Below are 14131 nucleotides of genomic sequence, written 5' to 3' on the forward strand. Positions count from 1 at the left end.
ATATTATTCCCGCTGTGTTTGTGGGAATAGGCAGCGTACATGCGCTCCGATTCTTTGGAGACTTTAAGAAATGAGAATAAAAGTCTTTGTTTGCGCTGCTCTGCTGGCGCTCGCCGGCTGCAACGCCCCGGTGTCGCAATCCGTGGCAGAGTCCCAGCGTCCGCCCTCAAATGAAGTCCGGCAGAACTTCATCAATATTGTGTTCAAGAGAAGCTATAGACACGAAGCAGGAGAAGTCGTCTGGGCGCGCATATCCAGCGTCGTTCTGCTCGATCCCGAAAAACAGATCTATGCTTACTGTGTCCGGGTGGTGCCGAAGCACAGCTGGGGAGACTGGGCCTATCTCGGGGTCTCGTTCACAGAGGGCAAAGTGCTGGGCGCAACGGCGAATGACGATCGATGCCGCGACAAGCGGCTGCGTTACTACCCGTTTCCGGAGATGAACGGCATGAAGACCTGACGAAAGAGACGAGGGCTCGGGCCGGGTCGCCGTTCCAGGCCTTGTTGACCGGCGGCGCGGCATGCCTCCAGCGTCGTGGTAGCGCCGCCATCCGGAAAGCTCGATTTATCGATTTTAATAGAGGAAGATCCAACTGAATGAAAAACAAATTCCTTGTCTGCGCCGCTCTGCTGGCGCTGACCGGCTGCCAAACGCCAGCGCCGCAGTCCGTTACAGATTCCCAGCGGCCGCCTTCCAGCGCAGTTCGACGCGAGTACATCGACGCTCTGCGGGGAACCATTAAACCGGGGAACTTCGTAAAGGCGGAGATTTCCAGCGTGGTTCTGCTGAATCCGGAAAAGCAGATATACGCTTATTGCACGCGCACGACGGAACGCAGCAATCCGAACTGGTCCTATATCGGCCTGGGCTTGCAACACAACATGATATTGTACCTGAAAAAGAACGACTATCGCTGCCATGATAAGCTGCTGCGTTATTATGATTTTCCGGAATTACGCAACATGAAGTACTGAGGAAGCGGCGGGGCGCTTGGCAGCCTCGCCGAGCACCTTTCGGACGTCGTCAGAGCCAGAGATCCCTTCGCTTGTTCCTGAGTTAACCCGCTTACAGTCGGTTCCCCCAGCAATCAAAGCGTGAAAAAAGAGGTGCGGTACTTCAGCCCTTCACCAGCACGCTTGCTTGCACCGGCTGTTCGATGCCCTTCAGCGCAAGCATGCGCGTTTCGGCGCCTGCTGCGAGGTCGGGAGCCTTCGTCGCCGTTTCCGCAGAGATCAGAATCTCGCCCGCCGCGGCTTGGGATTCAAGCCTGGCCGCCTGGTTGACGATGCCGCCGATCGCGGTGAAATCACTGCGGAAGCTCGAGAATTCGCCGATCTGCACCTCGCCGGAATGGATGCCGACGCCGACGCCGAGGGTGCGGCCGGGCAATGTGTCGAGCACCAGGCCGTTCAGCGCCGCGGCGCAGTTTCGCTGGATCTCCTGCGCGGCCCGGATCGCGGCGACGGCGTGATCGTTGCGGACGATCGGGAAATTGAAGATCGCCATCAGGCCGTCGCCCATCTGCTTGTTGACGATGCCGTCATGCGCCCAGATCGCCTGGGCGCAGCGATCCTGGAACAGGCTGACGATCTCGCTCAGTTGCACAGCCTCGATGCGCTCCGACAGATCCGTGAAGCCCCTGATATCGGCAAACAGGATGGTCGCGTCGACGGTGATCTGGCGCTGCTTCTTGACGTACTGAAAGGAACGTTCGCAGATCGTGCAGATATCGGGGTTCATCTTGCTGCGGGTGATGCCCAAGGCGCGGAACGGCAAGGCGAGCGGGCCGCCGATCGGGATCGGCATATGCATCTGGTCCCAGCAGCCGCGGCAGATCCTGGCGCTGCCGTGGCTGGTCTGCCGACTGGAAGAGGCTGTGGTCATATCGAACAATCCGTCGCCTTATAGCCAAAAAACAAGCTTCCGATACTCGCCTGCTTTTGGCAACTCTGCTGATAGTCGAAGGCTGCGATGGCTTGAAGTATTTCGTCTGGCGCCATTCTTATCGGACCGCTCGCCGCCAATTCGACTATTGCGCGGGTGCGACGATAGCATCGCGATGGGACCTACTATAGGATGTTGTTAACAATACCTTCGCTCTCCAGGAAAGACCGGGGATGGAGCGCCGTCTTGCAGCTATCCTAATCGCCGATGTCGTCGGTTACAGTCGATTGAGCCAGATCGACGAAGAGGTCACGCGTGCGCGTTTTCAGGCGGACCAGAATGATGTCTTCGAGCCGGCGATCGAGCGTCACCATGGCCGGCTGGTCAAAACCATGGGCGATGGTTCGCTGGTCGAATTCCAGAGCGTCGTCGATGCCTTGCGTTGCGCGGTGGAGGTCCAGCAGCGGAAAGCCACGCACAACGCCGTGGCCCTTCCGGAGCACGGGCTCGAGTTCCGGATCGGCATCCATCTCGGCGATATCATCGTCGAGGGCGAAGACATCCAGGGCGACGGCGTCATTGACGCGCTCCATCCAGCACCTGTTCACGCATCATCCGGACCGGCGCTGCGGCTGCGATCGGGGCAATGGGAATACGGTCACACTTGTTACTCCCACTGTTCGATTTCCGATGCGAGACTATGTCCGAACAACGCGCGATGAGCCGGGCTTCGAGGCGCGGGAATTCGCCCCAACGAGGAGATTGAGCCATGACTGCTTCAGCCGAAAATGGAAAGAGAGGACAGAGCATGCAGAGACCGGCGGTCGTGGCGCTGGAGGCCTGGGAGGCGGCGCGCGAGCAGATGCTGGTAAAGGAAAAGGCGCAGACCCGTGCGCGCGATGCGCTGGCCGCCGAGCGCCGGCGCATGCCGTGGATGGCGGTCGAAAAGGCCTATGCGTTCGAGGGACCCCAGGGCAAGGTCAGCCTGCCCGAACTGTTTGAGGGCCGTCGCCAGCTGATCGTCTACCGCGCCTTCTACGAGCCAGGCGTCTTCGGCTGGCCCGAGCATGCCTGCCGCGGCTGCTCGATGGTGGCCGATCAAGTGGCTCACGTCGCCCATCTCAACGCCCGCGATACGACGCTGGTATTTGCCTCACGCGCGCCGCAGGCCGACATCGCCCGGCTGAAAGCGCGGATGGGCTGGACGATACCATGGGTGACGATCACCGACAGTTTCGACAAGGATTTCGGCGTCGACGAGTGGCACGGCACCAACGTGTTCTACCGCGACGGCGAGCGCATCTTCCGCACCTATTTCATCAACAACCGCGGCGATGAGCAGATGGGCGGCACCTGGAACTACCTCGATATCACGCCACTCGGCCGCCAGGAAGTCTGGGAGGATTCGCCCGAGGGCTATCCTCAGACCCCGACCTACAAATGGTGGAACTGGAACGACGCTTATGTGGCAGACGCCGAGCCGGACAAGAAGTGGGTCGATGTCTCCGACGCCGGCGAGGCGGCGTTCCGGGCCGAAAGTGCAAATACGAAACCGTGAGCGAGGTCGAGTTGCGGCGGACCGGAGGCCAAGGGCTTCGGTCCGCCGCAAGGCGCTGTCAAATCATTGGATCTCCCGCCATGGGACGTTGCCTTGCCGGTCACGGTGGCGGGCAGGTGGGCCGCCGACTCGGCACAAATCCGCTTTCCGCCAGCATTCAGCAGCGCCACCATAAAAACACCTGACAGAAGAGCGCTCACTGCCGTATCGAGCCCGGTGCGGCTGGAACTTTTGCGCCTTCGTCCTCTGTGATGTGTTCCGGGCTGTCTCCTACGGCGAAGCGCCGTTGGACGGCATTCTGCTGCAGCAGTGGAGGATTAGCCAGCGGCGGCGTCTGATGTCCGAAAGAAATTCAATGCAGAGTGGAAACATTTTGGGTCGACGGCGTTGTACCCGTTACCGGCAGTGTGCCCGAGCACCCGGCTTTGGTGAGGAGGCTTAGCCATGAAGGTCATGATCGTTGAAGATGAGAATACTATTGCGTTGGAGCTCGAACGCATTGCGCAAGAGGCCGGGCACCAGACAATCGGGCCGGTTTCGACGGTTGAGCAAGCTCTCGCCTATGCTCAGAAAAGCGATGTGGCGCTGGTCGATCTCAACCTCTCCGACGGGCTGAGCGGCGCTCAGCTTGCCCGTCGGCTGATCGACCGCTTCGGCGTGGACGTTATTTTCGTGACCGGCAGTCCTGAGAGTGTCGGCAACGGTATCGCTGGAGCGTTCGATGTGATCTCCAAGCCTTTCTCCGAGGAAAGGATTGTCAGCGCGCTCTCGCGGGCAGAGGCGGCCCGACGCAAAGATTTCGACCGCAGCAGGGCAGCGATCTGATAAGAAGGAGATTGACGTCGTGCACGTCGCTGGACCTTCCAGGGAGATGATCCGGATGAAGCACACACTCGTTGCCATTCTCTTCACCCTCACGGCCTGCGCCAGCGCGCAAGACCCGCAGCCTCTTTCGGGTAGCCTCACCTATCGGGGAAAGGTCATTCATTCACCCTATCGTCCGGGAACTGTGGTCAAACATACCTTTCTCGGTCAATTCGGTTACCGTGTTTTCGAAAGCTATGTGGTTCAGCCGGACGGGACACTCAAGCTTACGTCCCAGAGCACAGGCCCGGACTTTCTCTGGCAGTGAGGGTGGCTTCGGCTCCAGTCGCGCCATCGCGCAGGAGGACCTTCGCGGCGAGTTTTCATCGCCCCGTCCGGCACGATCGCAAGCGGCGCATCAATTTCGCTGGCAGCTTTCGCTTTCATCCCTGCGAAATTGAATGTTGCGCTGCAGCAAAAATCTCGTCTATACCACGGACATTCACCACGGACCCGGTGAGACCCCGGGTGGCTCTTCTGGCCGCCGATCCGCCAGATAACGCAAAACCTGCATGTCGCGACACGACCGCTCGATAGAGCGAGCCCGGCCATGCTTTGCGAGACTCTATCCATGCTGCTTTCCTCCATCCGTCGTGATTGGTCCGCCAATCCCACGCGCGAAATGCTTGCCGGTGCGGTTGCGACTTTCGCCCTGATCCCCGAGGTCATCGCCTTTTCATTCGTGGCGGGGGTCGATCCCGAGGTCGGCCTGTTTGCCTCTTTCGTCATCGGCATCGTCATTGCGTTCACCGGCGGACGCCCGGCGATGATTTCGGCGGCGGCCGGGTCGGTCGCACTGGTCGCGGCACCGCTGGTGCATGCCCACGGCTTGCCCTATCTCTTCGCGGCCGGGCTGCTGGCGGGGCTGATGCAGATCGTGTTCGGCCTGCTGCGGCTCGGCGTGCTGATGCGCTTCGTGTCGAAATCCGTGCGCACCGGCTTTGTCAATGCGCTTGCCATCCTGATCTTTGCTGCGCAGATGCCGCACATCATCGGCGCCGGCTGGACGGAATATGCCGTGCTGAGTGCCGGGCTTGCGATCATCTATCTGACGCCGCGGATCACGACGGCGATCCCGTCGCCGTTGATCTGCGTTCTGATCCTGACCGTCGCCTCGATCGGGTTCGGACTTCCCGTTCTGACCGTCGCCGACCTCGGCAAACTGCCGGATTCGCTTCCGGTGTTCGGCTGGCCGGCGGTGCCGCTGACGCTGGAAACCCTCAGGATCATCGCCGGACCCGCACTTGCCATCGCGATGGTCGGGCTGCTGGAATCGATGATGACGGCAAGCGTCGTCGACGATCTCACGGATACGCCGAGTTCGAAGAACCGCGAATGCACGGGTCTTGGCCTTGCCAATGCCGCCGCGAGCCTGTTCGGCGGCATTGCCGGCTGCGGCATGATCGGCCAGACGGTGAGCAACGTGAAATACGGCGGGCGCGGCCGGCTCTCGACGCTGTTTGCCGGCGCCTTCCTGCTGATCCTGATGGTGCTGCTGAAGCCATGGGTCTCCGAGGTTCCCGTCGCCGCGCTGGTGGCGATCATGGTCATGGTATCGATTGACACCTTCGACTGGTCGTCGCTTAAAGCGGTCGTCGTCCATCCCCGAATGTCGAGCGCCGTCATGGTGACGACCGTCGTCGTCACCGTCTTCACCGCCAACCTGGCGCTCGGGGTGACGGTCGGGGTGCTGCTCAGCGGCGTGTTCTTCACCTTCAAGGTCGCCCGCCTGCTGCGCATCGAGGTGGCGCCCGATCAAGCCGCCGGGCAACGCATCTACCGCGTGTCCGGCCAGGTGTTCTTTGCCTCGGCCGACGTCTTCGTCGAGGCGTTCGACGTTCAGGACGCTGTTGGCAAGACCGTGCTGATCGACGTCTCCGAGGCGCATTTCTGGGACATCACCGCCGTTGCCGCACTCGACAAGGTCGTGCAGCGCTTCCGGGCGCATGGCATCGCCGTGGAGGTTGCCGGCCTCAACCAGGCGAGTTCGACGCTGATCGAAAGCCTCGATGGCAAGGTGGTGCTGGAGGGGGTGTGACGGCGGCAAGGGTAGGCGGAGCATAGGCTTTGCCGGATAGAAAAATCAGCGCGCGGATTCCATAACAAGTATGGGAATGACTATCCGCTTGCGCCGGCCCGTCGGGGGTCCATATTGACACGCATCGTCCTTGAAGGGGAGGCTTCGATGCCGTCGAGTTTCAATGTCGAAAGTGCGGATGGTTATGAACGGCTGATGGGGCGCTGGAGCAAGAGGCTGGCGCCGATGCTGATCGATTTCGCCGGGTTGGCGGATGGGGATCGCGTGCTCGATGTCGGCTGCGGCACCGGCAGCCTGACCTTTACGCTGGCGGAAAAGCCGAGCTTGCAGGAGATCGTCGGTGTCGACTATTCGCCGGTTTTCGTCGAGGCCGCAACGCGGCGCAACACCGATCGGCGGATCACGATCCGGCAGGGCGATGCCTGCGCGCTTCCCTTCGAGGATAATCGCTTCGACAGGGCGATATCGCTGCTCGTGCTGCATTTCGTGCCCGAGGCGGGAAAGGCAGTGTCCGAGATGGCCCGTGTCGTGCGCCCGGGCGGCGTGGTCGCGGCCGCCGTCTGGGACCATTATGGCGGCATGTCCGGCATGAGGATGATGTGGGATACGGTGGCGATGCTTGACGAAAACGCGCTGCCCTTACGCCGCAAATATTGTTTCCAGCCGATGATGCGGCCGGGGGAAATGAAGGAGAGCTTCATCGCGCAGGGTCTTGCCGATGTCGAGGAGACTTCGTTGCTGATCCGGATGGAATATCTTTCCTTTGGGGACTATTGGGACCCAATCGCCGCCGGCGAGGGACCACTCGGCAAGTATATTGCGGGGCTGGACCCGGCGAAGCGAAAAGCGGTCGATACAGCCGTCAGGGCCGCTTACGATGCCGGCGAGCCGGATGGCCCGCGGTCGTTCGCATCGGTGGCGTGGGCGTGCCGGGGCAGGGTGCCGGGCGGCGGTTAGGTGTGTCGGTATAACGGCCCCTGAGACAGCGAGCATGCGCCGGCGCCCCGGAGAGCCTCATCCTGAGGTGCCCGGCAGGGCCTCGAAGGACGAGGCGGGCGCGCCGGCACCGAATGAATGCAAGAAGTAATGTTGGCGTGTGCTTCGAGGCTCCGCCCTCTCGGGCTGCGCGGATGCCGCGGCCCCCAGAGCCGTGGTGCGACGCCCCGACCATGCCAATCGCGATGGAGGCCGGCGGCAAGGCACAAGCAAAGGCCGGCCGGCGACATCTCGGTGGCGTGAGACGATTGGCCCGAGCCTTGGGGCTTGCCGTCAGATGGCGGCGTGCTACGTAAGGCCCGCCGGTATCTCTCCGGATCAGCTATTTCCCCTCCACAGCCCCGAGTTATTCCATGTCGTTTTCTCCCGCCGCCCTCTGGCCCGTTGTCATGCTGTTTGCCTCCAACATCTTCATGACCTTTGCCTGGTACGGGCATCTCAAGCACAAGGGCAGTGCCATCTTCCTTGCCATCCTGGTCAGCTGGGGCATTGCCTTTTTCGAATATTGCCTGGCGGTACCGGCCAACCGTATCGGCTCGGCAGTCTATACGACGGCCCAGTTGAAGACGATGCAGGAGGTGATCACGCTGCTGGTCTTTGCCGGCTTCTCGATCTTTTGGCTCGGCGAGAACCTGACGTGGAATCATGCGATCGGCTTCGCGCTCATCGCGATCGGGGCATCCTTTATCTTCCGGGCATAAACTTCAGTTTTTTCAACAGATTACAAATCGTCCATGTCTGGAAATCGCCACATTTCCTACAGATTGGCGTCGCAATCGGCTGGCAGCTTGTCACTACCACGTGATCAGGAGTTGACCGGCCATGAGCCTCTCTTTCCCGACGATGGCGGCGATCCGGTTCGGCTATGGTTTCCGGCCGGGTGAGGCGCCGCCGCAAAGCAAGGACGACCTGATCGGCCAGCTCAGCAAGGGGGCAGCGGCAACGCCGGACTTTCCGCTCGGCGGTCCCGAGACGCGCCACCGCGCGATCCTCAGCCTGCAGGAGCAGCTGAAGCAGATCCGCCAGGACGCCAAGTCGGTGACCGACGATACGACGCAGCGCGAGATGCGGAAGGGCGTGCAGCGGCAAGCGCAGCAGCAGTTTCAGCACGATGTAAATCTGCGGCTGATGCAGGCGGTGCTGTCGCCGTACGGCTTCTACGAGCGGCTGGCGACCTTCTGGACCGATCATTTCTCCACCAGCGCCAATAAGAGCTTGCCGATGCGTCTCATCGTGCCGCTCTACGAGGCCGAGGCGATCCGGCCGTTCATGTCGGGCCGGTTCGGTGATCTGCTGCGCAGTGCCACCGCCCATCCGGCCATGCTGATCTATCTCGACCAGGCGGATTCGCTGGGGCCGGATTCAGCCGGCGGCATCAAGCGCAACAAGGGACTGAACGAAAATCTCGGCCGCGAACTGCTGGAACTGCACACGCTCGGCGCCGGCAGCGGCTACAGCCAGGCGGATGTCACGGCGGCGGCCATGGTGCTGACGGGGCTCACCATCGACCGCAAGGAGATGGACATCGCCTTCCGGCCGAATATCTCAGAGCCCGGTACGCATGAGGTGCTCGGCGTCAGCTATGGCGGGCGGCGGCGCTCGCGCGACGACTATCTCGACATGCTCGACGATCTCGCCGTCCACCCGAAGACGGCGGCCCATATCAGCCGCAAGCTTGCAGTGCACTTTATCTCCGACCAGCCCGACGAGGGGATGGTGTCCGACATGGCCATGGTCTGGAAGACGACGGATGGTGATCTCACAGCCGTCTACACCGCCATGCTCGACCATCCTGCCGCCTGGCGTAACGAAGGGGCCAAGGCGCGCCAGCCTTTCGACTATGTCATTGCAGGTCTGAGGGCGCTGAATGCGGGGCCAGTCAACGGCGTCGTCGGCAGTTTTCTGGCGGCCAACCAGCAAGGCACTGATGAGGGCGACATGGCGGCGAATACGCCTGGAATGGCAGGTTCGCCTATAGCGACGGGTCCTCCCGGCGAGGCGAGGGACACGCGGCTCAAGGCCTTCCGGACGGCGCGAGCGTTGGGGCAGGGGGCGCTGAAGCGCATGGGCCAGCCGACCTGGCAGCCGCCGAGCCCGGCCGGCTTCGAGGAAGGCTTCTCCACCTGGATTACCGGCAGCCAGCTTGCCGAGCGGCTAGCTTGGGCAAGGCGGGCGGCGGCGCAATTTGGGCGCGACGAGGATCCGCGCGAATTTCTGAAATCGACGCTTGCCGATGCGGCGCGCGACGAGACGATCCGCGTCGTGTCGCAGGCGCCGAACAAGATCAGCGGCCTGACGCTGGTGCTGGCATCGCCCGAATTCAACCGCCGATAGGAGGCCCGCCCATGACGCTGTCGATGAACCGGATTTCACTGTCCCGCAGAGGCTTTCTAGCGTCCGCTTGTTGTCTGGCCGCTGCCCCCGTCTTCACGCCGGTCACCTTCGCGGCGATGCCGGGAGACAACCGTTTCGTCACCATCGTGTTGCGCGGCGCGATGGACGGGCTGGACCTGGTGCAGCCCTATGGCGATGCGGGTTTTGCCGCGCTCAGACCGACGCTGGCGCTGACGCCCGACACCGGGCTTCTCGATCTCGATGGGCATTTCGGCCTCAATCCCGCCGCTGCCGACCTGATGCCGCTGTGGAAGAGCCGGGAGCTTGCCTTCGTGCACGCGGTGTCGACGCCCTATCGCGACCAGCGCAGCCATTTCGACGGGCAGGACATGCTGGAATCCGGCGGCGAACATGTCGCCGAGGAAAAGACCGGCTGGCTGAACCGAGCGCTCGCCGTCATTCCGCGCTCGGATGCACGCAAGGCGATCGACGTCAACACCTCGACCGAGCTGATCCTCTCCGGCCCGAACGACGTCGACGTCTGGGCGTCGGATTCCAATCTGGCGCCGGCGCGCGACGAGATGCAATTCCTGACGCGGCTCTATGCCGGTGATCCGCCGTTTGCCGCTGCACTTGCCGAAGCAACGCGGGCCGACTCCGCCTCGATGATGGTCGAGCCGGATGGCCAGCGCGGCGAAAAGACCGCGGACGTGGCAGCGCTTGCGGCCAACATGCTGAAGGACGACTACCGCATCGCCAGCTTCTCGATCACCGGCTGGGACACGCATATCGGCCAGGCCGGCCAGTTCAAGCGGCCGGTGCAGGATCTGGCGCAGGCGATCAACACGCTGAAGACGACGCTTGGGGCCGAAATCTGGGCAAAGACGGTGGTGCTCGCCATGACCGAATTCGGCCGCACCGCCCGCCAGAACGGCTCCGCCGGCACCGACCACGGCACCGGCGGATGCGCCCTGCTTGCCGGCGGCGCCATCAACGGCGGCCGCATCCTTGGCCGCTGGCCGGGCATCGGCGACGGTCAGCTGCTCGACGACCGCGACCTGATGCCGACCGCCGATGTGCGCGAACTCGCCGCGGCGATGTTGTATCGGCAGTTCGATGTCGGTGTGGATGATCTGACAGGGAAGATCTTTCCGGGGTTGGGGTTTGACAAGGGGTCGCAGTTTTTGCGTGGGTGAGTGGCTGCACCTCTTCTCCCGCTGGGGATAGGAGGCAGCAAGCCGTTGCCCGGCCCTTCGCTTGGGCTCAGGGCGTTCGACGCTGCAATCGATTCACTGGATCGATTGCTCCCGCTTTGCGGGATCGCGTCTCACCCCAGCACATCATAAAGCCTAAAGATGAAGCTGACCTGATAGACGAGGTTGGCGGTGATGAAGGCGGCATGGAAGCGACGGTTAGGGGTCCAGGCGGCGATGGCGCAGAGGAGGATATAGACGATGTTTCGGGCGGGATATTCCCAGCCGAGCGCGAGGATGCGCTCATGGCCCTTGATCGCCGTGTCGAGAATATCGACGGCGTAGGTGAGGCCGAGGATGCCGAAGAACCATTTGCGGCGGGAAATGAAATATTCCTCGTAGCCGCCATATTCATCGAGGCTCGCCGGAAAGAGCAGGGCGCAGAGCAGGAAGAACAGGCTGCAGAAGCAGACGAGGAATAGGTAGATCCCGAAGCCGATGGCCGGCACGGCCTGCAGGCGATATTCCCACCACCAGATATGGATGATGAACAGAAACATCGACAGCGCCCAGCCAAGATGGACGGCATAGACTTTGGCCTTGGCGGGATGCTGGACGATGCCGGCAACGCCGGTCAGCATTCTGGCAAGCGAAAGGCTGATGACCATGCCCATCACCACCTTGATGTGAAGGAAGACCTCCGGCGAGCCGACCGTTTCCATGCTCTCGACCCCTGGTCTGTCACGCCTCGGGGACTTGTTTCGGTTTGCCGTCTTCGTCGAGCGCCACCATGATGAAGGTGCCGGCGGTCACCTTTTCCATCTTGGCGTAACGCGCACGGTGCGCCCAGGCTTCGACGATCAGCGTGATCGAGGTGCGGCCGACGCGATCGATATCGGTATAGACCGACAGCGTGTCGCCGATCTTGACCGGTAGCTCGAAGGCCATTTCCTTGACGGCGGCGGTGACGACGCGGCCCCTGGCGCGCTCGGTGGCGCGGATGCCTGAGGCAAGGTCCATCTGCGCCATGACCCAGCCGCCGAAGATATCGCCGGCCGGATTTGCATCGCCCGGCATGGCGAGCGTCCTGAGCGTTAGTTCGCCTCTCGGCTTGGCGGCATCGGTCATCAAGGGTTCTCCATCTGGTGCGGGCCATCGGCCGGCGATTCACTGGACGATAGCCTAGTGCAAAGGCTGTGGGCTGTAAAAGACGGCATGGCCGGGCGCTGCAGCTAAGCGCGGCGAAAAATATTGCAGCCGTTGCCTATCGAAATTCCATTCGATTTCAAACGGTTGACTTTAAGTGCTTCGGCCTTCCCTCACGGTATTTAATCATTCTCTAAATAAGCTTTACGCTCCAGTAATTCCGGCAATTCAAGATGGGTCTACATCATTTACGAGAATCGCCGGGAACCTCATGCGCAACGTCAAGATTTCCACCCGCCTTTACTGCCTCGTAGGCTTCACCCTTGCCGTGCTGGCGGCGACGATGGTGTTCTTTTTGAACTATTCCTATTCCGAACTGGAAGCGGAGCGGAAGGCGGGGCTGGCGCAGATGGATGCGACGGCGCTCGGCATATTCGACAAATATTACAGGATGGAGCAGGCGGGCACGATGACCCGCGAACAGGCGCAGGCGGCCGCCAAGGACGTGATCGGTGCGATGCGCTACGGCGCCGACGGTTATTTCTGGATCAACGACATGCATCCCACCATGGTGATGCACCCGATCAAGCCGGCGCTTAATGGCACTGATATCTCGCAGATGAAGGATCCGAACGGCAAATTCCTGTTCGTCGAATTCGTCAACAAGGTGAAGAAGGATGGCAAGGGTTTCGTCGACTATTACTGGCCGAAGCCGGGCGCCGATCAGCCGGTGCTGAAATATTCCTATGTCGCCGGTTTTGAGCCCTGGGGTTGGATCGTCGGCACCGGGGTCTATGCCGATGATCTTGCCGCGCTCTATCGTCAGAACGCGATCTGGGCGGCGGTGCTCTGCCTGCTCGGGGCCGCCGCCACGATTGCCATCGCTTACGCCATCGTGCGCAGCGTCACGGCGCCGATCGCCCGGCTAAAGGCGGCGATGAATGCGATCGCCGCCGAAGAGGCGTCAGTGGAAATCGCCGGCAGCGACCGGCGCGACGAGATCGGCCAGATGGCCAAGGCATTGCTGGTGCTGCGCGACTCCGTCGACGAACGCAGCGCGCTGCGCGGACGGGAAGATGAAAGGCAGCGGCAGATCGAGGATGAGCGACGCGGCAACGAGGCAAGCCTGCGCTCGGCCTCCGACCGGCAAAACCGGGCAATGCAGGCGCTCGGCGTTGGCCTGGAAAAGCTCGCAGGCGGCGATCTGACAGTTGCGATCGACGATATCGGCGAGGATTACGCCAAGCTTAGAAGCGATTTCAACACCGCCGTCGATGCGTTGAACGGCGTTATCCAGGCGATCGCCGAATCGAGCCGCGTGGTCAACGAGAGCGCTTCCGACATCAGCGAAGCGACCGGCAATCTGTCGAAGCGCACCGAACAGCAGGCGGCAGCCCTCGAAGAGACGGCAGCGGCACTCGACGAGATCACCGCGACGGTCAAGACGGCATCCGAGCGGGCGAACGAGGCGCGCGAGATGGTGGCCGAGACCAAAGTCAGCGCCGGGCGCTCCGGCGACATCGTCCGCAATGCGGTGACGGCGATGGGCCGCATCGAGGAATCCTCGAGCCGCATCAACCAGATCATCTCCGTGATCGACGAGATCGCCTTCCAGACGAACCTTCTGGCGCTGAACGCCGGCGTCGAGGCCGCGCGCGCCGGCGAGGCGGGCCGTGGCTTTGCCGTCGTCGCCCAGGAGGTGCGCGAACTCGCGCAGCGTTCGGCCAATGCGGCCAAGGAGATCAAGACGCTGATCAGCCGGTCGGCGGCGGAAGTCGAGGGCGGAGTGGCGCTGGTGCGCTCGACGGGCGAGGCGCTGGTGGAGATCGAAGGGCTGGTCAACCGCGTCAACGACCACGTGGCATCGATTGCGACGGCAGCCCGCGAGCAGTCCACCGGGCTCAACGAGATCAACGGCTCCGTCAATCATATGGACCAGATGACGCAGCAGAACGCGGCAATGGTCGAGGAGACGACGGCGGCAAGCCGCACGCTTGCCGACGAGAGCACCCAGCTGAAGACGCTGCTTGCGAATTTCCGCCTGCGCGCCGAGCCGCGGGCCGAGACGAGGTATACGCGGGCCGCGTGAAGGCAAGAGCGAAGTAACGGCCTCACAA

14 protein-coding genes, 1 pseudogene and 1 other annotated feature are annotated in these 14131 nt (G+C 62.2%); of the genes and pseudogenes, 12 read left to right on the forward strand and 3 right to left on the reverse strand.

Features of this window, described 5'->3' with window-relative positions; all coding sequences use genetic code 11:
- The first annotated feature begins 70 nt into the window (after positions 1 to 70).
- The gene (locus HJB82_RS22450; RefSeq protein WP_207580869.1) at positions 71 to 460 is read left to right on the forward strand and encodes a hypothetical protein; all 390 of its coding nucleotides are present in this window, start codon (positions 71 to 73) and stop codon (positions 458 to 460) included.
- 137 nt (positions 461 to 597) lie between these two features.
- Positions 598 to 975, forward strand: a complete 378-nt coding sequence (locus HJB82_RS22455; protein WP_207580868.1) for a hypothetical protein — start codon at positions 598 to 600, stop codon at positions 973 to 975.
- 142 nt (positions 976 to 1117) lie between these two features.
- Here HJB82_RS22455 and HJB82_RS22460 read toward each other — a convergent pair whose 3' ends face one another.
- On the reverse strand, positions 1118 to 1885 hold the full coding sequence (locus HJB82_RS22460; protein ID WP_207580867.1) for an adenylate/guanylate cyclase domain-containing protein: 768 nt from the start codon (positions 1883 to 1885) through the stop codon (positions 1118 to 1120).
- 233 nt (positions 1886 to 2118) lie between these two features.
- Here HJB82_RS22460 and HJB82_RS22465 point away from each other — a divergent pair.
- The 9 genes and pseudogenes from HJB82_RS22465 to HJB82_RS22505 form a co-directional block, all read left to right on the forward strand.
- Positions 2119 to 2463 (forward strand): annotated as a pseudogene (locus tag HJB82_RS22465) (adenylate/guanylate cyclase domain-containing protein); the annotation flags it as partial.
- Between the two features lie 191 nt (positions 2464 to 2654).
- Entirely contained in the window at positions 2655 to 3443 is a 789-nt protein-coding gene (locus HJB82_RS22470) for a thioredoxin family protein (RefSeq protein ID WP_221117601.1), read from the forward strand.
- 444 nt (positions 3444 to 3887) lie between these two features.
- On the forward strand, positions 3888 to 4268 hold the full coding sequence (locus tag HJB82_RS22475) for a response regulator (protein ID WP_207580865.1): 381 nt from the start codon (positions 3888 to 3890) through the stop codon (positions 4266 to 4268).
- A 55-nt stretch (positions 4269 to 4323) separates the two neighbouring features.
- Positions 4324 to 4575, forward strand: coding sequence for a hypothetical protein (locus HJB82_RS22480; RefSeq protein ID WP_207580864.1), 252 nt, complete (start codon positions 4324 to 4326; stop codon positions 4573 to 4575).
- 178 nt (positions 4576 to 4753) lie between these two features.
- Positions 4754 to 4809, forward strand: a sequence feature (sul1 is cis-regulatory element that is thought to sense ions involved in sulfur or methionine metabolism; They are found in Alphaproteobacteria).
- Between the two features lie 69 nt (positions 4810 to 4878).
- Positions 4879 to 6345 carry a SulP family inorganic anion transporter gene (locus tag HJB82_RS22485; protein ID WP_221141482.1) on the forward strand — a complete coding sequence of 489 codons (1467 nt, stop codon included), beginning with the start codon at positions 4879 to 4881 and terminating at the stop codon, positions 6343 to 6345.
- A gap of 147 nt (positions 6346 to 6492) precedes the next feature.
- Positions 6493 to 7302 carry a class I SAM-dependent methyltransferase gene (locus tag HJB82_RS22490; RefSeq protein ID WP_221132844.1) on the forward strand — a complete coding sequence of 270 codons (810 nt, stop codon included), beginning with the start codon at positions 6493 to 6495 and terminating at the stop codon, positions 7300 to 7302.
- A 392-nt stretch (positions 7303 to 7694) separates the two neighbouring features.
- A complete protein-coding gene (locus tag HJB82_RS22495; protein ID WP_164012071.1) occupies positions 7695 to 8042 on the forward strand; it encodes a DMT family protein in 348 nt (115 codons plus the stop codon).
- Between the two features lie 121 nt (positions 8043 to 8163).
- A complete protein-coding gene (locus tag HJB82_RS22500) occupies positions 8164 to 9675 on the forward strand; it encodes a DUF1800 family protein (RefSeq protein WP_221132845.1) in 1512 nt (503 codons plus the stop codon).
- A gap of 11 nt (positions 9676 to 9686) precedes the next feature.
- The gene (locus HJB82_RS22505) at positions 9687 to 10871 is read left to right on the forward strand and encodes a DUF1501 domain-containing protein (RefSeq protein ID WP_221141483.1); all 1185 of its coding nucleotides are present in this window, start codon (positions 9687 to 9689) and stop codon (positions 10869 to 10871) included.
- 131 nt (positions 10872 to 11002) lie between these two features.
- On the opposite strand, the gene HJB82_RS22510 is transcribed toward HJB82_RS22505, so the two are convergent.
- Both HJB82_RS22510 and HJB82_RS22515 read right to left on the reverse strand, forming a co-directional pair.
- Positions 11003 to 11590: a hypothetical protein gene (locus HJB82_RS22510; RefSeq protein WP_221141484.1), complete on the reverse strand. Its 588-nt coding sequence runs from the start codon at positions 11588 to 11590 to the stop codon at positions 11003 to 11005.
- Between the two features lie 19 nt (positions 11591 to 11609).
- Positions 11610 to 11996 (reverse strand): acyl-CoA thioesterase, encoded by a 387-nt coding sequence (locus HJB82_RS22515; protein ID WP_164012065.1) that lies wholly within the window; start codon positions 11994 to 11996, stop codon positions 11610 to 11612.
- Between the two features lie 289 nt (positions 11997 to 12285).
- On the opposite strand from HJB82_RS22515, the gene HJB82_RS22520 reads away from it, so the two are divergent.
- Positions 12286 to 14103: a methyl-accepting chemotaxis protein gene (locus tag HJB82_RS22520; protein ID WP_221141485.1), complete on the forward strand. Its 1818-nt coding sequence runs from the start codon at positions 12286 to 12288 to the stop codon at positions 14101 to 14103.
- Positions 14104 to 14131 lie beyond the last annotated feature (28 nt).

Origin of the sequence: Rhizobium sp. NZLR10, assembly GCF_019685125.1 — a bacterium.
GTDB lineage: Bacteria > Pseudomonadota > Alphaproteobacteria > Rhizobiales > Rhizobiaceae > Rhizobium.

Bases quoted from the DNA above. Each gene is read 5' to 3' on its own strand.
- HJB82_RS22510 (WP_221141484.1), bottom strand. From the start codon at position 11,590: ATGGAAACGGTCGGCTCGCCGGAGGTCTTCCTTCACATCAAGGTGGTG.
- HJB82_RS22490 (WP_221132844.1), top strand. From the start codon at position 6,493: ATGCCGTCGAGTTTCAATGTCGAAAGTGCGGATGGTTATGAACGGCTG.
- HJB82_RS22485 (WP_221141482.1), top strand. From the start codon at position 4,879: ATGCTGCTTTCCTCCATCCGTCGTGATTGGTCCGCCAATCCCACGCGC.
- HJB82_RS22495 (WP_164012071.1), top strand. From the start codon at position 7,695: ATGTCGTTTTCTCCCGCCGCCCTCTGGCCCGTTGTCATGCTGTTTGCC.
- HJB82_RS22455 (WP_207580868.1), top strand. From the start codon at position 598: ATGAAAAACAAATTCCTTGTCTGCGCCGCTCTGCTGGCGCTGACCGGC.
- HJB82_RS22515 (WP_164012065.1), bottom strand. From the start codon at position 11,996: ATGACCGATGCCGCCAAGCCGAGAGGCGAACTAACGCTCAGGACGCTC.
- HJB82_RS22470 (WP_221117601.1), top strand. From the start codon at position 2,655: ATGACTGCTTCAGCCGAAAATGGAAAGAGAGGACAGAGCATGCAGAGA.
- HJB82_RS22520 (WP_221141485.1), top strand. From the start codon at position 12,286: ATGCGCAACGTCAAGATTTCCACCCGCCTTTACTGCCTCGTAGGCTTC.
- HJB82_RS22475 (WP_207580865.1), top strand. From the start codon at position 3,888: ATGAAGGTCATGATCGTTGAAGATGAGAATACTATTGCGTTGGAGCTC.
- HJB82_RS22460 (WP_207580867.1), bottom strand. From the start codon at position 1,885: ATGACCACAGCCTCTTCCAGTCGGCAGACCAGCCACGGCAGCGCCAGG.
- HJB82_RS22450 (WP_207580869.1), top strand. From the start codon at position 71: ATGAGAATAAAAGTCTTTGTTTGCGCTGCTCTGCTGGCGCTCGCCGGC.
- HJB82_RS22480 (WP_207580864.1), top strand. From the start codon at position 4,324: ATGAAGCACACACTCGTTGCCATTCTCTTCACCCTCACGGCCTGCGCC.
- HJB82_RS22505 (WP_221141483.1), top strand. From the start codon at position 9,687: ATGACGCTGTCGATGAACCGGATTTCACTGTCCCGCAGAGGCTTTCTA.
- HJB82_RS22500 (WP_221132845.1), top strand. From the start codon at position 8,164: ATGAGCCTCTCTTTCCCGACGATGGCGGCGATCCGGTTCGGCTATGGT.